Source organism: Candidatus Acidiferrales bacterium, assembly GCA_035934015.1.
Lineage (GTDB): Bacteria > Acidobacteriota > Terriglobia > Acidiferrales > UBA7541 > DAHUXN01.
Genome location: DASYYH010000003.1, coordinates 215,044 through 234,507, shown reverse-complemented (window position 1 = coordinate 234,507; position 19,464 = coordinate 215,044). Strand labels below are relative to the sequence as shown.

Annotated in this window: 17 protein-coding genes and 1 tRNA gene; 13 read left to right on the top strand and 5 right to left on the bottom strand. The window is 54.4% G+C overall.

What is annotated here, in order from left to right; translation table 11 throughout:
• Positions 1-291: 291 nt before the first annotated feature.
• On the bottom strand, positions 292-714 hold the full coding sequence (locus VGR81_01325; protein ID HEV2287574.1) for a hypothetical protein: 423 nt from the start codon (positions 712-714) through the stop codon (positions 292-294).
• Positions 715-1,001: 287 nt separating this feature from the next.
• Here VGR81_01325 and VGR81_01320 point away from each other — a divergent pair, with 287 nt between their 5' ends.
• Positions 1,002-2,033 (top strand): carboxypeptidase-like regulatory domain-containing protein, encoded by a 1,032-nt coding sequence (locus tag VGR81_01320; GenBank protein ID HEV2287573.1) that lies wholly within the window; start codon positions 1,002-1,004, stop codon positions 2,031-2,033.
• A 142-nt stretch (positions 2,034-2,175) separates the two neighbouring features.
• On the opposite strand, the gene VGR81_01315 is transcribed toward VGR81_01320, so the two are convergent.
• The 3 genes from VGR81_01315 to VGR81_01305 form a co-directional block, all read right to left on the bottom strand.
• Positions 2,176-2,496, bottom strand: coding sequence for an Ig-like domain repeat protein (locus VGR81_01315; GenBank protein HEV2287572.1), 321 nt, complete (start codon positions 2,494-2,496; stop codon positions 2,176-2,178).
• A gap of 435 nt (positions 2,497-2,931) precedes the next feature.
• Positions 2,932-3,008: transfer RNA gene (locus tag VGR81_01310), tRNA-Arg, on the bottom strand.
• Between the two features lie 98 nt (positions 3,009-3,106).
• Positions 3,107-3,685: a hypothetical protein gene (locus VGR81_01305; GenBank protein ID HEV2287571.1), complete on the bottom strand. Its 579-nt coding sequence runs from the start codon at positions 3,683-3,685 to the stop codon at positions 3,107-3,109.
• A 279-nt stretch (positions 3,686-3,964) separates the two neighbouring features.
• Between VGR81_01305 and VGR81_01300 the strand changes: the two genes are divergently transcribed.
• From VGR81_01300 to VGR81_01290, 3 genes are all read left to right on the top strand, one after another.
• Entirely contained in the window at positions 3,965-4,168 is a 204-nt protein-coding gene (locus VGR81_01300; GenBank protein HEV2287570.1) for a hypothetical protein, read from the top strand.
• Positions 4,169-4,177: 9 nt separating this feature from the next.
• Positions 4,178-4,708 (top strand): GNAT family N-acetyltransferase, encoded by a 531-nt coding sequence (locus VGR81_01295; GenBank protein ID HEV2287569.1) that lies wholly within the window; start codon positions 4,178-4,180, stop codon positions 4,706-4,708.
• A 615-nt stretch (positions 4,709-5,323) separates the two neighbouring features.
• Entirely contained in the window at positions 5,324-7,468 is a 2,145-nt protein-coding gene (locus VGR81_01290) for a beta-N-acetylhexosaminidase (GenBank protein HEV2287568.1), read from the top strand.
• A gap of 52 nt (positions 7,469-7,520) precedes the next feature.
• Here the strand turns inward: VGR81_01290 and VGR81_01285 are convergent, their stop codons facing one another.
• Positions 7,521-8,165, bottom strand: a complete 645-nt coding sequence (locus tag VGR81_01285) for a DUF488 domain-containing protein (GenBank protein ID HEV2287567.1) — start codon at positions 8,163-8,165, stop codon at positions 7,521-7,523.
• Between the two features lie 114 nt (positions 8,166-8,279).
• Between VGR81_01285 and VGR81_01280 the strand changes: the two genes are divergently transcribed.
• The 9 genes from VGR81_01280 to bshC all read left to right on the top strand — a co-directional run bounded on the left by VGR81_01280 (position 8,280) and on the right by bshC (position 19,438).
• A complete protein-coding gene (locus VGR81_01280) occupies positions 8,280-8,918 on the top strand; it encodes an HAD family phosphatase (protein HEV2287566.1) in 639 nt (212 codons plus the stop codon).
• Positions 8,919-8,959: 41 nt separating this feature from the next.
• A complete protein-coding gene (gene zwf / locus VGR81_01275) occupies positions 8,960-10,417 on the top strand; it encodes a glucose-6-phosphate dehydrogenase (protein ID HEV2287565.1) in 1,458 nt (485 codons plus the stop codon).
• A complete protein-coding gene (pgl, locus tag VGR81_01270; GenBank protein HEV2287564.1) occupies positions 10,402-11,154 on the top strand; it encodes a 6-phosphogluconolactonase in 753 nt (250 codons plus the stop codon). The genes zwf and pgl overlap by 16 nt, the downstream gene beginning before the upstream one ends.
• A 167-nt stretch (positions 11,155-11,321) precedes the next feature.
• On the top strand, positions 11,322-11,900 hold the full coding sequence (lepB, locus tag VGR81_01265) for a signal peptidase I (protein ID HEV2287563.1): 579 nt from the start codon (positions 11,322-11,324) through the stop codon (positions 11,898-11,900).
• A gap of 41 nt (positions 11,901-11,941) precedes the next feature.
• Positions 11,942-13,165: a glutamine-hydrolyzing carbamoyl-phosphate synthase small subunit gene (carA, locus tag VGR81_01260; protein HEV2287562.1), complete on the top strand. Its 1,224-nt coding sequence runs from the start codon at positions 11,942-11,944 to the stop codon at positions 13,163-13,165.
• On the top strand, positions 13,162-13,446 hold the full coding sequence (locus tag VGR81_01255) for a hypothetical protein (GenBank protein HEV2287561.1): 285 nt from the start codon (positions 13,162-13,164) through the stop codon (positions 13,444-13,446). The genes carA and VGR81_01255 overlap by 4 nt, the downstream gene beginning before the upstream one ends.
• 4 nt (positions 13,447-13,450) lie before the next feature.
• Positions 13,451-16,735 carry a carbamoyl-phosphate synthase large subunit gene (carB, locus tag VGR81_01250; GenBank protein ID HEV2287560.1) on the top strand — a complete coding sequence of 1,095 codons (3,285 nt, stop codon included), beginning with the start codon at positions 13,451-13,453 and terminating at the stop codon, positions 16,733-16,735.
• Between the two features lie 54 nt (positions 16,736-16,789).
• The gene (locus tag VGR81_01245; protein HEV2287559.1) at positions 16,790-17,686 is read left to right on the top strand and encodes a dihydrodipicolinate synthase family protein; all 897 of its coding nucleotides are present in this window, start codon (positions 16,790-16,792) and stop codon (positions 17,684-17,686) included.
• A gap of 102 nt (positions 17,687-17,788) precedes the next feature.
• Entirely contained in the window at positions 17,789-19,438 is a 1,650-nt protein-coding gene (gene bshC, locus VGR81_01240; protein HEV2287558.1) for a bacillithiol biosynthesis cysteine-adding enzyme BshC, read from the top strand.
• Positions 19,439-19,464 lie beyond the last annotated feature (26 nt).

Genomic DNA, 19,464 nt, shown 5'->3' with positions numbered 1-19,464 from the left:
ACAAACAAATGCAAAAACAATACCCAAGCCCAAGATGCCCCTACGCATAATCACATCTCCAATCCATCCGCAAACGGAGTGCGCATATTAATGCGTCTAGAAGCGTCAGTACAAGACGATTCTATACGATATGTAAGGATGCATTCTATTGTGGAACTGTGGCAGGAATGTAGCGTGCCGGGAAGTTGGTTATCTGCGGACCTTTCGGTTATGTTGACGGCGGCTTTTCGTCGTCGAAAAAGATCACTTCACTGCTTGCTTGAACCAATGAATATCGCACGAATCTGGAAGCTAGTTTGTGCTGGTTTCTTTCTTGCAGATCGCGGCGATAACCAGTCCCATGAGAATTGAAATGCATGTCTCAGCGATGATTTCGTGCAGAGCGACGCGGTGATGTATCGGTACGGCCACATACTGTGACATCGCGAAGGGAAAAGCACTCACGAACGAAAGCAGTATGCCGAAGCGAATTCCCTGGCCGAGCCAAGGCTTCTTCTCGATTCCACGCTGATAGATGAGCACCGCTCCGACGGTGAAAATAAACTGGGCCAGCAGCATGATCCACATGCGGTGCATGAGGTCGTCCTGGGAGCGCCAAACGTCGGCACTGGCCGCAAATTCTGGCCTCATGAGAACGCTATAGACAAAATACTGCAGACCGATGCGCACGAGATAAGCTACAACGATTGCACCCAGGGCTTTCTTGGCATTCATGACGGTGTCCTCCACAAAAAATTTCGCCTAAAGATTTAAAAATAATGATGTTCTCGCAACATTGTCAGATGTCCGGGAGTATACACCGGTCGGCGGAGATGAGGCTCAAATAGGAGCCGGCATGTTCACGGGAGTAATTGCGCATAATCCACAGCCGGTAGGCATAGCGAAACGCAATCGACAAAACCATTGTTCGATTTCGCGAATCAAAACGGCCGTAACTATTACTGTGAGGACGCTGGATCGTTCGCTCGATATGGCGAGAGAGTTTTGGCATAGTGAATAAAATGAGCGCTGTCAGCCGGCTTGTGCTTGGGATTGCTTTCGTTGCTATTGCCGCGGTTCTGTGCTCGTTTGTGCCGACCGCCTTCGGGCAGCAGCAAACCAGTCAACCAGAGCCGACTAACATCAGTGGTAGGGTGACCGACAAGGATGGAAACGTCATCTCCGGCGCTCAAGTGACGCTCACGCGAGATGATCAATCGCCCAAACAAGTCGTCCAGTCGGGCGATGACGGGGGGTTCGTTTTTTTTAACGTTGCTCCCGGGCCATTCCATTTGAGCATTGAAGCGCCAGCCTACGCTACGGAAACATACTCCGGGACGATGATTTCGGGGCAGAATTTCATGGTGCCGCCCATCATAGTGACGCTCGCAACAGTCACGACGGTCATACATGTGGAGCCAACGAACGTAGTCGCCGAACGTCAAATTAAAGTGGAAGAACAGCAGCGCGTCCTCAAAGTGATTCCGAATTTTTATGTCAGTTATATTCCTAATGCGGCTCCGCTGGATGCTAAACAGAAGGCCGAGCTTTCCTGGAAAGACGCCGTAGATCCGGTCACGTTCGTCCTCATTGGAGCTATCGCCGGAATTCAACAATCGGATGATCAGTTTCCCGGGTACGGCCAAGGCGCGCAAGGCTATGGCAAACGCTACGGCGCTTCCTATGCTGACTTCGCCACCGGTACGCTTTTCGGAAGCGTTATATTTCCCGCGATTCTCAAGCAGGATCCGCGTTATTTCTATAAGGGAACAGGCAGCAAGCGCTCGCGGATTCTATATGCCATCGCCAACGCGGTCATCTGCAAAGGCGACAATGGGCATTGGCAGCCGAATTATTCGGGCGTTCTGGGGAACCTCGCGTCCGGCGGCCTTTCAAATCTCTACTACCCGCCCCAGAGTCAAAATGGCGTTGCATTGACATTTGAAGTCACAGGCGTCGGTATTGCCCTAACAGCCGCGGATAATCTCCTCCAGGAATTTCTCATCAAAAAACTGACTCCTTCCGCCCGCAAGCACGATGCGGCAAGCCGCTGACGCGCAACTCAGCGGTGCGAATGGCGTTCGCGGCAATCACTGAAGCGCCACACTCGTGAGCTCTCGATTACACGTCGGCGGCTTGAGATTATTGTAAGTTATGCAAGATGTCTTTGTCCGTTAAAACGCCGGTCCCGGGCGCCTATTGGACCGTGACATTCACGGTAATCGAGTGGGCAAGCGTGCCGGTTTGCGCCACGATTTGCTGCTGGGTTGTTCCAGTGAAAGCGACGCTTAGGTTCCCGCTCTGAGAGGCCAGGTCATTCACGTCGCCGCTGTACTGTGTACTGAGGACATATGTACCAATTTCATCTGTCTGCACACCCGTCTGCGCCACCTCACCAGCTACGGGCACCTGTGCAAAGTGGTCATATCCCAACGTGAAAGTTACAAGTCCCGTGGCAGTTTTTCCCGGACTGATCGTGGCTGTAAGCGGCAGGGTGGAAGCCTGAGGTATTTTCACAGCTGGTACAGAGAGCACCGTTGTGGTCGGCGTGGGGGGCCCCACGCGAAAAGAGCAGAAAAGCGCCTCTTGCGCAGAGCAATGAGGTCTGGCTGAAGGTACGCATATGCCGAGGAACGGTTGTTCTAGGCCTGAGCTGGGTCACCGTAATTCTCTGTAAGGGAGCTTCATTCCTATAACATCCCCACTTGGCTATGTCAATGATTCGTAATTACGTAAAGTCGAACTTAGCGTACGTGTTTAAAATGCGGCAGTTATAATCCTGGGCCTGCCATGCATTTGCCCAAAGTCGAATGCTCGTGAACGTCAGCGGAGGCCGAACGAGTGGCGGCGTCGTTTCCTGTGGCCCTGAAGGGAAGACCTATTTGATTACCCTAGATAAAAAGCGAAACGAGAAAAAATCGCGAAAGAGTGCCAACATGGTGCGCGATAAAGTGGCGCGCCCGGAGAGATTCGAACTCCCGACCCTCTGCTTCGAAGGCAGATGCTCTATCCAGCTGAGCTACGGGCGCGAGGTATAAAGAATTATCGAGTTTGATTGCCGCGCGCAATGGAATTCTTTATACGAGGGGATAAATCGGGCTTGGACTGGAGCCGCTAGCGGTAATGCCTAGCGCGGATAGTTTCGACGTCCAAAGGTATAAACGATACCCGTAGCGAAATAGACGTTCGACTGCCGTGTATTCAAAAAAGGAGTGCTGAAGTAATCGACGTCAATCGCACGAAAGGTCCAATGCGGCGTGAGCGGAATATCGAATCCACCACCGGTTTTGAAAGAAAATCCGTTCTGAGAATATTTTGTTGTCGTGCCCGAGCTTGTGACGTTGAAGTCCAAGCGCGCTCCGCCGACAAAGAACTCGGCAAAGGGCGTCAGAGGGAGAGACTTTCGGTGAATAAAGAAGCGCGGCCCAAAATCGTTCGTGTAGATTTTCGTACTCGTGTTCGAATAGGAGCGGAATTGCGCGACACCATCGCCATAAATCTGCATCCAGGGTGTGACGTTCACGGCGAGGGAGCCATACACTCCGATCACATTCGGCCATCCTGGACCCGCATTGAATTGCGTGAAGGCATAGCCGCCTCCGACCTCAATGGTCAACCCTCGGTGCATCCCGTGCGCTGGAGCTTGTGCCCAGGCGGGAGTCACCGCGAAAAACATCACCCACGCCATCACAAGCCGCCTCAACATAATGGGACCTCTCCCCGGGCGTTGAGCCCAAATTCATTTTTGCAATGCTCGCCCAACAAACAGTGAAAGCAAATGGCTGGAGGACTAAGGGTGACAATTTTCCGCGCGACTTTCAAGCCACGTTATTTCGACGCATCGCATTCATCATGGGTTGGTCTGTCGTCGTGACTCTTCTCCAACGGCGCGGCTTGCGAGCATTGCAGCAGGTGATTACTTGACGCCCTTGGAGTTCAAGCGTAGTGTCACCTCACTTAGCTTGCGTGCTTCCAAGGAGGGTCTATGTTGGCCCGTTCCAAGGCCGTTGTTTCTTCCATCCTGCTTCCTGTCGTGGTCGGGTCGATCGGTTTTATCAATCTCACGGCGCGCCCGCGCTTTCAAGCGTTTCATACCGTCGACGTAATTCAGCTTTTGGCCACAGGGATGTGCTACGGCGTGGCGCTGGCTGGCATTTTCGTGCTTGTTCACGAATCGCCGTCGCAATAAACTTTTTGTGTGCCTGCTGCGCCCGGGACCGGTTATTTCCTGAAGTCAGTACGGTTGGGTTTTCGATGCTGGTCGCCTGACGACCTTCCCCTTGCGATTTCTCTTTGCTGCGATCCCGATGTGATGCGCTTCATCGGCGGCCCGTATTCGCGCGCCGAAGTGCAGGAGAGGGTGGCGCGCGAAATGGCTTGCCAGCAGGCAAACGGATTTCAATATTGGCCGGTCTTTCTCCTCGAGGGCAGCGAATTCGCGGGTTGTTGCGGATTGCGTCCTTATCATCTCGACGAAAAGATCTTCACGTTGGGATTTCATTTTCGTCCTGCTTTTTGGGGTAGGGGCCTGGCAGAAGAGGCAGGCCGCACAATCATTGACTATTCTTTCGGCACGCTCGGCGCGCGGAAGCTTTTCGCCGGGCGTCATCCCGAGAATGCTGGGTCGCATCGCGTTCTCGAAAAGCTGGGATTTCGCCGTGATGGCGAAGCGCTCTTTGCCCGCACGGGGCTGCTGCATCTGTCGTACTGGCTTTTTCCTAAGACGTAGTGTACTGAAACCATCGCGCGCACTTTGGGCTTTCCGCGAGGCGATTTTTTGATGCGATAAACCGGTGTGCTTCTGGTCGCGTCGCGCTAATTCACACTGTCGCAGTGGGCCAGTTTGTTGGGGCCGCCCCGCATTGCGCGACACCGTATCCACACCCGCTGCCTCTGGCATTTTCGTGGCATCTATGCTTTGCTAGTTGTGTCGTTAATTGAATCGGTTAAGGAGCCGGGTGAGCAGGCCATACGCCAAGCAAAACCCGCTCTGCCTGCTGCTTGCCCGCTGCGGCGGAAGGCAGGCCCAGAGCAGCCCTTCTGCAGAGAGAATCCCCCGAAAATGCATAATTTCTAATCGCCACACATCTGAAATTAGAATTGCCCGTAACTTACACAAAACACAGGACCGGTGCATTTCTAATCGCCACATTTCACACCTTTTTTTGCGTCCTGCGGCGAGCGCTAGGAGGCGAATCGGCCAAGAGATTTCTGTGGCGCGTTGCCTGTCGCAGGTATACTACGCAACTTCCGAGCGTGGCGGGAAAGCGCAACAAAATTCTGGCAAGCGCCGGAGACTGTCATGGCTGCGACGCCAGATGAATAACGAAATAAGGACGAGAGAATGAAGCTTCGAAACGCATGGATTTGCAGCGTGGCGATTTTAGCAGGCGCAATTTGTGCGCAGTCGGCGCGCGCCGCAGATTTGAAGTTGATACCACAGCCTAGAGAAGTGAAAGAAATGGGCGGCGCCGCCTTCACAGTGACCCGGCACACACGCGTTGTAGTTGAGAGGTCCATGGGCGGAGCAAATTCCCAGGGCGCGCAAATGTTAGCCGAAGAAATCACACGATGGACAGGCTGGAAGCCAAGAATAACGGATGCAAAAGAAATGCCCGGCGGATCCGATTTTATTTACATCGGCGATGCGATGGAAGACGCGAAGTTGCGCAACGCGCTGCGAACATCAGGTTTGGCGATGCACAAAGAATTCGATACGCAGGGGTATGCGATATCAGCCGACAGTCACCGTATTCTCGTTGCAGGCGCGAGCGAGCAAGGTGCTTTTTATGGTGTGCAAACCTTGCGGCAGTTGCTCCATCCGGCGGCAGCAGATGGAAAGCGTGCGGAAGAAAACTTAAATTGTCCTGCTGTGACGATTCGCGATTGGCCGGCAATGAAATGGCGCGGTGTGAGCATCGACATCAGCCGCGGGCCGATCCCGACGCTGGCGTTCATGGAAAACCAAATTCGCGTGCTCGCGGGATATAAGCTCAACCTCTATGGGTTGTACATGGAGGATGTGTTTAAGGTTGAGGGGAACGAATTATTTGCGCCACCGGACGCCTTGTCGGCGCAAGAAATCACAGAACTCGTCGCATACGCAAAAAAATATTACGTCGCGATTGTGCCGGAGCTCGAAACCTTTGGTCATGTACATAATATTTTGCGTTACGACATTTATAGCGACCTGGCCGAGATCCCTCACGGCTCGGTGCTGACGCCGACTCAACCGGGAACGTACGACTTGATTCAGAAGTTAGTCGAGCCGATGGCAAAGTTATTCACTGGACCGTTTTTTCACATCGGTGCGGATGAAACATTTGAACTTGGCCAAGGGCAAACCAAACAACTCATTGCAGAAAAAGGCCTCGGCCAAGTGTATCTCGCGCACATCGCGAAGCTAGATGCGATGCTGAAGCCGTACCAGAAGCAGACCATGTTTTGGGCGGACATCGCCGAAAAGTTTTCCGACCTTCTGCCGACTTTGCCGAAGGACTTGATTGCCGTAGTTTGGGCGTACGAGCCGGAGGATTCGTACGACAATCGGCTCGCACCGTTTCAAAAAGCCGGGCTGCCGATTTTTGTTTCGCCGGGGATTTCCAACTGGCGACGACTGTATCCTGATTTCAACGCGGCTTTCCGGAATATCGCGAATTTAACGCGTGATGGTCAGAAGTTCGGCGCGATCGGAATCCTAAATACAGAATGGAAGGATCGCGGCGAAGAACTCGGTGGGATGGATTGGCCAGGTCTGGTATTTGGCGCCGCCTGTGGATGGCAGGCGGGCGAGTCATCCATCGAGCAATTTCGCGACAACTATGACTGGGCGTTTTACCGCAACGAAGACCATACGTTCGAGGACATTCTAAACAAACTTGCAGCTACGAACACACTTCTGAATAGTTTGAAGATGGATGCGACGCACGTCCGGTATTTCTGGAGCGACCCTTTTTCGCAAATCGGAGCCAACGACGCGACGACGGCCGAGCCGGTAACGCATGAATTGCGCGTGGATGCAGAGCGGGCATGGGAATCGCTTCTTGAAAATCGTAGCAAGGCAAAGATGAACGCCAGCACCTTAGACGACTTGTTTTTTGCTGCGAAACGTCTGGATATGCTGGGAATGAAATTCGAGTACACACAGGAAATGAGTGAGGCGTACTGGACTGCGTTCTTGGACATGAAGGAAAAAAGCAATGTGATGAGAAACCTAGAGGTTCTCAGTTCGATCAACGGAGATTTGCAAGACTTGCGCGAGAGCCTGATGGAATTGCGTCGTGAATACAGCAAGCGTTGGCTCGCGGAAAACAACGAAGGCTGGCTGGAAAACGTTTTGGTTCGTTACGATAGTGCGGCAGAAAACATTCAGAAAAAAATCGAAAGCATCGATGGCTTGGAAGAAAACTTCTCGGTCTTGGGAGAGCTTCCTTCTCCGGAGAGCATGGGGTTCTACGCGCGACCCAACGCGGGAAGTGGAATTCATTAGTTGCCGCGTGAGCACCCACAGCGATGCGGGTTGCTCACGAAGCCATTGTCCATTACTTATTTTTCTTCGTAATTGTCCTTAGGATTCTTCTTTCAGCTGAAGCATGCGAGCTTTTACGCTGGAAAACTTTTCCTTTGTTCAACCGAAGCCTCTTGGCGGCATAGGCGAGCGTAGTTTTGTTCGGCGGATAAGTGATTTGCATTCCGCGGACGCGCGCGAAAGGCGTCAACTCGTGGAGGTCGGCGCGCAGGGCAGTCATAATGTGTCTGACAGCATGGCCGCGCACACTGAGTGCGTCCGCGATGAGAGAACGGTGGCAACGCCAGGGGATGGCCTCCGCGCACATAATGGCGCAGGTTTTATGAGCGGCATATTTTTCCAGGCGGGCGAGCGCCGTGGCGAATTCGCGAGTCTGCATGTAATCGGCAAAGCCGCGAAAACTTGAGTTGATCCAGCCTGTGTTTACAGAATTGGGGTCGGCGCGCCGCAAGCCGCCGAGCTTAAACAGATGCGTGTAAGCGATCTGCTGCGCGCGAAGCGCCGCGGCCAGTGCTTCGCCGTCGAATTGTGGATTGTGACGGGACTTCGGGATTGTCCGCACATCGACGAGGCGTTGAATCTTGTGGGCGCGCAGAAGCGCGAGGAAGTCGCCTCCGGAACGGTTCGAATGGCCGATGGTGAAAATGAGAGGCTTCATAAGAGACCGCACAGAGCACTCGACTCTCTGAACTGATGCCGCGTTTGGTATGATTTACCCTGTTTCAAACCGATTGCAAGACTGAATTGCATTGAGGTGGCACGGAAGCCGGACTTGTTGTGCAAGCGCGAGGTAGAAATGACGCCAGTAACAGCGGTATTTTCGGATGTCGGCGGGGTAATTCTCTCGAATGGTTGGGACAGAGCTGCGCGGCGCGAGGCGGCGGTAAAATTCCATTTGGATTGGGAGGATTTTGAAGACCGGCACGAGCTGATGCTGAACGCATTCGAGATTGGGGAAGCAAGCCTCGATGCCTATTTGGACCGGGTCGTTTTTTATCGCGACCGGTCGTTTACCAAGAAAGATTTCGCAGATTTTATTTATGCACAGTCGCAGCCGATTCCAGAAACATTGGAGGTACTGCGGCGTTTAGCAGCAACTGGGAATTATTTGTTGGGTTCGCTGAATAATGAGTCGCGCGATTTGAATGAATATCGCATCCGCCGGTTCAATTTGAGGAAATATTTCGATGTGTTTTTAAGTTCGTGTTACTTAGGTGTGCGTAAGCCGGACGCGGCCATTTACCATCTGGCGCTGAGTATTACGCAGCGTGTGGCCGAGGAATGTGTGTTCATCGACGACCGCGGGCTGAATCTTGAGTGCGCACGTGAAATGGGAATGCGCACAATTCACTTTCGTCACGCGACGCAGATGGAGGAAGAGTTGAGGAAATACGGTGTGGAGTTCGCGTAGAGAAATGTTGGCGCAGTACGGCCTGGGAAAAGGGGACACAAATGGAAGCGCAAATTGATCCGCATTTATTCGTGATTATGGGCGCAACCGGTGATTTGGTCGGGCGGAAACTTTTGCCTTCATTAAATAACTTGATCGCGCGGAACGCCCTGGGTCCCAAAAGTGTGATTCTTGGCGTTGGTATCGAGACGGATTTGGACGATGCAAGCTTTCGGGCGAAATGCCGTGGTGACCTGGAAGGAGAAAACATTCCGAAGGATCAGATTGCAAACGTAACTTCGGAGAATCGCTTGTTTTATCAAACGATCGGAAAGGGAACCGATGAGGAATACAAGACACTTTCCAGTCGCGTTGCAAACATCGAGAAGCAATTTGGCTTGCCAGGGAATCGCGTTTTTTATTTGGCCCTGCCACCAAAGGTTTTTCCTTTGGCGATTGCCGGGCTGGGAAAAGCAGGTTTGAACAAAAGCAACGGCTGGATTCGGCTGGTGATCGAGAAGCCGTTTGGAAGGGATTTGAAGTCCGCGCAGGATTTAAACCGCGTGGTGCACGCACATTTCGAGGAAGAACAGGTCTATCGCATCGATCATTATCTTGGCAAAGAGACGGTGCAGAATTTATTGGTTTTCCGTTTTGCAAATGCACTTTTCGAGCCGCAATGGAATCGTGATCGAGTCGAGAGTGTGGAGATCACCGTCGCGGAGTCGTTGGGCGTGGAGCATCGCGCCGGATATTACGAGACCGCTGGCGCGCTGCGAGATATGGTGCAAAACCATTTGACGCAACTCGCGACTCTTGCGGCCATGGAAGTGCCAGAGGCGTTTCACGCAGAGTCCATTCGGCGGGAGAAAGTGAAGGTCTTGCATTCGGTGTTACCCGTTCGCGTGGAAGATGTGATTCTGGGCCAGTACACGGCTGGAACGATTGGCGGAAAACCTGTGCCGGGATACCGCGAGGAGCCTGGCGTGGCGAATGATTCGCAAACGGAGACTTTTGTCGCCATGCGCCTGGAAATCGAAAACTGGCGCTGGCACGGCGTGCCGTTTTTTCTTCGCACGGGGAAACGATTAGCGGCGCACGCGAGCCAGATTGTGGTGAATTTTCGACGGCCGCCGGTCTGGATTTTCAAACCGTTTGGAGCCGATGATATTCAATCGAATTCACTGGTCATCACAATCCAGCCCGACGAGGGGTTCGATCTTTATTTCGAAATCAAGGCCCCGGGGCAGGACGTTAAGATACAGCGAAGCGATTTGCATTTCCGGTATTCAGAGGAATTTGGGCCTCTGCCAGAGGCGTACGAAACCTTGCTGCTCGATGTGTTCCGCGGCGATTCGACGTTGTTTGTCAGCGACGATTGGGTCGAGGCGTCGTGGAAACTCTATACGCCGCTGCTCGAGGAGAAGCCGAAGGTTGTGCCGTATGCGGCGGGGAGTTGGGGCCCGGCGGAGGCAGATAACTTGTTGAAGGATCTGGGACGAACGTGGACAAAGGCCTGAAGCAATGCGCGAGGATTTTTCCTGATATAGACGCTTTAAGTCACGCGGCGATTGAAGAATGCGTTCGAGTGGCGAACGAAGCTGTGAGCATCAGGGGAAGATGCTTGATTGCCCTTTCTGGCGGTCACACCCCTGAGCGGGCGAATCAAATTTGGGCAGACGAATACCGCAACAAGATGCCGTGGGCGAAGACGCATTTTTTCTGGGGTGACGAAAGATTTGTCGGACCGGACGACCCGAAGAGCAACTATCACATGGCGCGCGAGACGCTGTTCAAAAATGTGCCTGTTCCTCCAGAAAACATTCATCCAATACAGACAGGCGCGAGCCAGCCCGAGGTCGCCGCGAAAGAATATGAGCAAGTGCTGCGAACCTTTATCGGGGACACAGGTCCATCCTTCGACGTGTTGTTTCTTGGTGTAGGGGTTGAGGGGCACACTGCCTCGCTGTTTCCAGGTTCTCCTGCACTTGCAGAACAGAAGCGATGGGTCGTGGGTGTCCGCGCGCCGGCTGATCCGCCACTCCGCATTACCTTGACTTTTCCGGTGCTGCGTCGCGCGCGAGCTACGTATTTTTTGGTGGCTGGCGCCGATAAGCGAGGAATCGTCGCCACGCTTCAGCGGAATTTGGCCGAGGAAATTGAGGGGCTCCCCGTTGCGATGCTGCGCCCGGAAGGCGAAGAGATCTGGTTTCTCGATAGTGCTGCTGACACGGGAACTGAACGGATCTCTTCATAGGTAGTTCGGTTGCAGGTTTTCGCTGTTTGACGCCGTGAACGCGGATGGGGTAAAGCGCATCTTACAGCACTAACGTGCTGCGAGCACCCAGAATCCGGTGGCTCGCTTCATGCGAGATTTAGGTTGGCGAGCTAACTCTCGGATGTTATATTGGATGGAAGCAAAGAATGGCTGACGAAAAAAGCCCTAATTTCACCTCCCCAATAGACCAGCAGCATCATCCTTCTTTGAAAGCGGAAATGTGGGTATGGTTGCGCGACGTTGCGTTCGCCGTAGCTCTGGCGCTCGTCATCATCGTATTTCTGTACCAGCCTGTGAAGGTCGAAGGCACGAGCATGGCGCCGTTGCTCAGCGACCAAGAAAGAATTTTTATCAACAAGTTCGTCTATCGATTTGAGCCAATTCATCGAGACGATGTAATCGTCTTCTGGTATCCGCTGGACCGATCGGAATCGTTCATCAAGCGCGTGATTGGCTTGCCGGGAGATACCATCGAGATCCGCGAGGGCAAGCTTTACATCAATGGCCAGAAAGTGAACGAGCCTTATGTTCCAAGGCGATATTTTGATGATTCGAGCTACGGACCGGTGACGATTCCGCGGAACCAATACTTTGTTATGGGTGACCATCGAGATAGTTCGAACGATTCTCGGATTTTCGGGCCGGTATCGAGAAAATATATTTATGGAAAGGCTGTGTTCGCGTACTGGCCCTTCCGGCGGTTCGGGGAAATTTCCGCACCTTAATTTTGTGACACGAGATAGTGCGAGAAGCTGATATAAGATGAGTGCAACCGGAGGACACACTGAAGCGGTCGCACGAAGAGAGCGCGATACTCGCGCTCGAAGACGGAAGAGTATTTAAGGGCCGCGCGGCGGGCGCACGTTGCCGTCGCGGCGGCGAAGTCGTTTTCAATACCAGTCTTACCGGTTATCAGGAAGTTTTCACTGACCCTAGTTATGCAGGCCAGATTGTTTGCCTCACGTATCCCCACATAGGAAATGTTGGCGCGAACCTCGACGATGAGGAATCGCCGCGCCCTTACATCGAATCGCTCGTGGTGCGCGATTTTTCTCAAGTGGCATCGAACTGGCGTGCGAGCGAAACCGCGAATACTTATCTGGAACGGCACAAAATTCCCGTCATCTGGGATGTTGACACGCGTGCGCTGGTGCGCCATTTGCGAATCACCGGAGCGCTGCGCGGTGTGGTGTCCACGGATGGAAGCGACGTGGAGGCTCTTGTCGCGGAGGCGCGAGCGCTGCCTTCGATGGCCGGTCAAGAACTGGCGAGCCGAGTGACGTGTGCGAAGGAGTATCGCTGGGAGCGCGGCTCGATTCCTCTGGCGGCGGGCTTCGCGGCACAAGCGGCGGTGGGAGCAGGTCCGCTGTGGCAAGCAGCAGCGGTTTCGGCAAAAGTGCGAGATGAGGCTGCAGGGCGGCAGCACAAAGTGGTGGCCTACGATTTTGGCATTAAGCGAAACATTTTGCGCCTCTTGGTCGACCACGGCTGTGACGTGACGGTGGTTCCGGCGGCAACTGCAGCGGAAGACGTCTTGGCCATGAAGCCCGATGGCGTGTTTCTGTCCAACGGCCCTGGTGATCCCGAGCCGGCCGTTTTTGCCATCCGGAATATTCGCAAGCTGATGGGGCGTGTGCCGATTTTTGGAATTTGCCTCGGGCATCAGTTGTGCGGGCTGGCGCTCGGCGGGAAAACATTCAAGCTGAAATTCGGCCATCACGGGTCGAATCACCCAGTGAAGAATTTGCTGACGGAAAAAGTGGAGATTACCGCGCAGAATCACGGATTTTGTGTGGACCCGGATTCGCTGCCGTCGAGCGACGTGGAAATTACGCACGTAAATTTGAACGACCACACGAATGAAGGCATGCGGCACAGGAATTTGCCGATGTTCAGCGTGCAGTACCATCCGGAGGCGTCGCCCGGTCCGCACGACGCGCGCTATTTGTTTGAACAGTTCGTTACTTTGATGAAGCAGCACCGGACATGAACTTTAGGGACCTAGAGGAAGTGCTCGGTCGTCTGGACCGCGCGGAGCGTCTGTCTAACGACGAACGTCGGGAGTTGTATACGTGGATGGCCGGTGCCGGCGACTACCACCGGCACATGCTGGATTTGGAACTGACCCGCCGTTTGCTACACGCCATAAGGCAGTTTGACAAATCGAGCCGAACGCTTACGTGTTGGCTCATCGGCCTGACGATTGTTCTGGTGGTTCTGACACTTGTTATCGCCGGATTCACGATTTTACTGGCATTCAAGAAATCATAGGCACATGGGCAAACGCACTGATATAAAGAAAATCATGATCATTGGCTCGGGGCCAATTGTGATTGGCCAGGCGTGCGAGTTCGACTATTCCGGCACGCAGGCGTGCAAGGCGCTACGCGATGAAGGTTACGAAGTAGTGCTGGTGAATTCGAATCCGGCGACGATCATGACCGACCCGGAAATTGCGGAGCGAACCTACATCGAGCCGCTGACGAAGGAGTATCTGGAGCTGATTATCGCGCGAGAGCGGCCGGACGCGCTGCTGCCGACGGTCGGCGGCCAAACCGGGCTGAATACTGCCGTGGATCTGGCGGAAAACGGCATTCTAGAAAAGTACGGTGTGAAGTTGATCGGAGCGTCGCTCGAGGCGATTCGCATTGCCGAAGACCGCTTGCAATTCAAGAACGCGTGCCAGCGCGTGGGATTGGACGTGCCAGCATCGGCAGTGGTTCACGATATTGAAGAGGCTGTAAGAATTGCCGACGCGATGGGTTATCCCGTGGTCATTCGGCCGTCGTTCACCCTCGGCGGCACTGGCGGCTCGATCGCATACAACCATGAAGAATTCACGGAAGCGATCGCCCGGGCGCTGGATGCGAGCCCTGTGCACGAAGCGTTGATCGAGGAATCGGTGCTCGGCTGGAAGGAATTCGAGCTCGAGGTGATGCGCGATCATCGCGACAATTTCGTGGTGATTTGTTCCATCGAGAATTTTGATCCCATGGGTGTCCACACAGGAGACTCAATTACCGTGGCGCCGGCGCAGACGCTGACCGACAAAGAGTATCAATGCATGCGCGACGCCGCTGCGGCTGTGATCCGCGAAGTTGGCGTGGCCACAGGCGGATCGAACATTCAGTTTGCGGTCGATCCAGCAACGGGGCGGATGGTGGTGATTGAGATGAATCCGCGCGTTTCGCGAAGCTCCGCGTTGGCGAGTAAGGCGACCGGATTCCCCATCGCGAAAATCGCGGCGAAGCTTGCCGTAGGCATGACGCTCGACGAAATCCCGAATGACATCACAAAGAAAACGCCGTCGTCGTTTGAGCCGACGATTGATTACGTTGTGGCGAAGATTCCCAAGTGGCAATTCGAAAAGTTTCCGGGCGCGGATCCCACCCTCTCTGTGCAAATGAAATCCGTGGGCGAAGTGATGGCCATCGGGAGGACGTTCGCGGAAGCTCTCGGCAAGGGCATTCGTTCCCTGGAACCGCACGCGCCCTGGCGCGCGCCGGACGAGATCAGCGATGCGGTGCTGCGCGAAAAATTGCATGTTCCGGGGCCGGATCGGATTCACTGGCTCCTGACGGCGCTCCGGCAGAGAATGAAAGTTGCTGACATTGTGGCGCTGACGAAAATTGATCCGTGGTTTCTGCGCCAAATGGAACAAGCCATAACGATTGAAAAGGAAATTACTTCCGTAAGTCCTCCTGCGGTCTCGAAGACTGTCCTCAAAGAAGCAAAGCGCGCAGGAATAAGCGATGAACAACTAGCGCAGCTTTGGAATACGACGGCCGCGGAAGTGCGAGCCGTGCGAACAAAGCACGGCTTGAGGCCCGTGTTTAAGCGCGTGGATACATGCGCTGCGGAATTCGAGTCCTTCACACCGTATATGTACTCAACTTATGAAGATGAGGATGAGGCGGAGACGACGGCGCGGCGAAAAATCATGATTCTGGGCAGTGGGCCGAACCGTATCGGGCAGGGAATCGAATTTGATTATTGCTGCTGCCATGCAGCGTTCGCACTCAAAGAAGATGGCTATGAGACAGTGATGGTGAATTGTAATCCGGAGACCGTCTCCACGGATTACGACACATCGGATCGGCTGTATTTTGAGCCTTTGACGCTTGAGGACGTGCTCTCGGTGATGGAGCGGGAGAAGCCCGAGGGCGTCATAGTTCAGTTCGGCGGGCAGACGCCTTTGAATTTGGCACTGGATCTAAAGCGTAATGGTGCGCCAATCATTGGAACGGCGCCCGAGTCGATCGACTTGGCCGAAGATCGCAGGCGATTCGGCAAGTTGCTCGAAGAGCTGGGCATTCCTCAGCCACGAAATGGAACAGCCCTGACTCCAAACGAAGCTGTAAGCGTGGCTCAAGAGATCGGATTGCCAGTGCTTGTCCGTCCAAGCTATGTGCTTGGCGGGCGCGCCATGGTCATCGCCTACGACATGGAAACGGTGCAGCGCACGGCGCTGCAGGCGTCGTTGATGAGCAGCGGCGGAGTTCCTCGGCCGATACTTGTGGATGAGTTTCTCGAAGACGCCGTAGAAGTGGACGTGGACGCGCTTGCCGACGGAAGTGACGTTGTGATCGCGGGCATTATGGAGCACATCGAGGAGGCAGGCATTCACTCCGGCGATTCTTCATGCGTCCTGCCGCCGGTGACGCTGAAGCCTGCCGATCTTGCGCGAATTCGTGAATATACGGCCAAGCTGGCCAGGGCGCTGCGCGTCGTGGGCTTAATGAACGCCCAATATGCCATTCCCCGAGGCAGCGACACAGTCTACGTCCTCGAAGTGAATCCGCGCGCCTCTCGAACCGTACCCTACGTTTCGAAGGCCACAGGCGTACCGCTGGCGAAGGTCGCGGCGCGACTAATGACCGGCAAAAAGCTGGCGGATATGAAATTGCCGGTGACGGAATACAACGGCGTGGCGGAGTTGCGTAGCCGCGAATACTTTTCGGTGAAGTCGCCGGTGTTTCCGTTTAGCAAATTCCGCGGTGTGGACACGATTTTGGGTCCGGAAATGCGTTCAACCGGCGAAGTGATGGGGGTTTCGCAGAGTTTCGGGCTGGCATTTGCAAAGGCGCAGTTGGCCGCAGGGCAGCGGCTCCCGCGGCAAGGAACGGTTTTTATTAGCGTCAATGATCATGACAAACGGCACTTGCTGGCGCTGGCTAAGGATCTGATTGCCGCGGGCTTGAAACTGATCGCCACACGCGGGACATATCAGGCGATCAGCGCGGCCGGATTGCAGGTTGATCCCGTATACAAGGTAAATGAGGGCCGGCCCAATATTGTGGATTTGATCAAAACAGGAAAAGTGAATTTAATCATTAACACTCCGCTTGGACGCGAGTCGTTCTATGATGAAAAATCGATTCGCCGTGCTGCAGTCCGCCACATGCTGCCCTGCATTACGACGCTCTCTGCGGCGATTGCCGCGGCGCGAGGGATACGCGCACTCTCGGAGGGATTTGGTGGCGTTGCGGCGCTGCAAGACTTGCATGCGAAAGAGCTGACGAATTCTTCGGCAGCGCAGCGCGTTTCTTCGGGAAGCTGAAGCGCAACTACTATCTGGGATAGTAGAGCGCGATTCTGGTAAAATCCGCAGGCAATGAAACTCCAGGGAATTTTTCCGCCAGTCACGACACCATTCGCTCCGGATGGTGAAGTCGATTTGTCACGGTTAAAGGAAAACATCAGCCGCTATAACAGGATCGGTCTGGCCGGATATGTAATGAATGGCTCCACCAGCGAGTCCGTGCTTCTGACCTGGGAGGAAATCGAGCGCACCTGGGCTGTCGCACGAGAGGCCGCTGCAGAAGGAAAAGCCATGATCGCGGGCACTGGCGCGGAAGCGACAAATGAGACGATCCGCCACACAAAGCACGCCGCAGCCCTCGGATATCAAGCTGCGCTCGTGCGCACGCCAAGCTATTACAAGCCATTCATGACATTCGAGGCAGAAGCAGCGCATTTCTTGCGCGTTGCGGACGCTTCGCCGATCCCGGTGCTGATTTACTCGGTTCCCGTCTTCACGAACTATACCGTCGAAGCTCCTCTGGCCGCAAAGCTGGCCGCGCATCCGAACATCGTCGGAATCAAAGACAGTTCAGGGAACGTGCAGAGAATGAAAGAAATCGTGGCTTCCGTCCCAAAGACTTTCAGCGCGCTGACCGGGTCTGCATTGACTTTGGAAGAGGCGCTGAACGAAGGTGCGTCGGGTGCAATTCTGGCCATTGCCTGTGTTGTTCCGGAAGCGTGCGTCGAATTATACGACGCGGCGAAAACCGGCGATGTGCGCCGAGTCGAGCAGATCAAGAAGCGCGCGATCAATCCAGCGGGGACGATTACGACAAAATTTGGAGTTGCGGGACTCAAATTCGCTATGGACCGAGTGGGTTATTTTGGTGGACAACCGCGCGCACCGTTGCTTCCCTTGTCGGAAGACGCGAAAAGGGAAATCGATACGCTGCTCATTTCCATGAAAACCGAGGACGTGCTGAGCTAGGCCTTTCCTTCAGCAATTCGCGGCATCATTCAAATCCGTTGCGCTTTTCGATGAGCTATTTCCGCCGCATAACTCTAGCCTTGTCCGCAGAAGCTGTGCTTCTTGCTGCGACCGAAAGCGCCGTGTATCATCACATCCTCCATGGAGTGCCACTGTCTTCAGTTCGACGAAATTCCGGGAACCACGAAATTATTCTCAACCTATCTCAGTGATTTTAATCGCGTGAAGGAATTCTATGCGCACACCCCGGATGAAGCTGGTGTGCGTGCGGCGGCGAACGAAGTTCACCTCGCCCCTAAAACGCGCGCCGCCGTGGCACAAGTTCTGCGCGAGCAAAATCGGCTGTTTGGCTCAACGCAAGAAACGGATGCGAATCTCGACCGGCTTGCGGGTGGCGCGGTGGCGATTGTTACCGGTCAGCAGGTGGGGTTGTTCAGCGGCCCTGCGTATAGCATCTACAAAGCGCTCGACGCGATTCGGTGGGCAGCGAAATTGACGAAAGCCGGCGTCGATGCCGTGCCTATTTTTTGGATGGCGACAGAAGACCACGACTTGGCCGAAGTCAATCAAGCAAACTTCGGGCAGCGCGAGGGAGTTGCGCGGATTGAGCTGCCACTTCCGAAAGACATAGTGGGAGCGAGCGTCGGTCGAATTGGTCTCGGTCCGATGGCAGAGACAGCCGTTGCACATGCGGCTGAGCTTCTCGAAGGGCCGGACGCAAAAACGATTGCGGACGCGCTCCAGAAATCATACGGTTCCAATGAAACATTTGGTTCCGCATTCGGAAAATTGTCCGCGCGTCTTTTCAAAGGACGCGGACTGATTCTGCTCGATCCGCTTGACGAGCGATTTCACGAACTTGCACGCGCGGTGTATCGCCAAGCCGTGGAGGATTCGCAAAAACTTGATGAAGCGTTGATGGCGCGCAGCAAATTGTTGGACCGGCGAGGTTTTCACGCACAGGTAAAAGTGACGCCGCAGGGAACGCTTTTGTTCTTCGATGTGAATGGTAAGCGCGTAGCCGTGCGGCGGCGGAATGGCGATTTCGTTGCCGGCGATATGAAGTTGAGCCCGTCAGAGATGGTCGAGAAAGTTGACAAACAGCCGGAATCGCTGACGGCGAGCGTACTCCTGCGGCCTGTTTTGCAAGATGCGATTTTGCCGACGGCGGCTTACATCGGCGGTCCGGCGGAAGTCGCATACATGGCGCAAGCGCAGGTTACGTACCAGCGCATTCTGGGGCGAATGCCGGCGATCCTTCCTCGCACAAGCTTTACGCTGATCCCCTCCGAAGTGAAGCGCACGCTGGAAAGATATGGATTGGACTTTCGCGAAGTCCTTGGTGGCCGGCAATCGCTGCTTCGAAAAATGAGACTGCAGCACGTTCCCCGAGGATTGGCGGCGCGATTCGCGCGCGACGAAAAAACGCTGCGTCGGATCTTGGTTGGCTATCGCAAACCGCTCGGCAAGTTGGACAAGACTCTCATCGGGGCGCTGGATACGGCCGAGCGAAAAATGCTCCACCAATTTACGAAGCTGCAGGGAAAAACGGGGAATGCGGAAAACCTGCGAACGGGGATCCTCGACCGCCATGAACGCCAGATTCTGAGCTCGCTGTATCCGCATCGGGGCCTGCAAGAACGTAGTATGTGCCTGCTGCCTTTTCTGGCGAGCCAAGGAATGGAACTACTGGACCGCCTCGCCAAAGAGATGGAGAAACAGTGCGCAGGGCATAGGGTTGTGATGCTGTAAATTATGCACCTGGGGTTTTGCTGGAT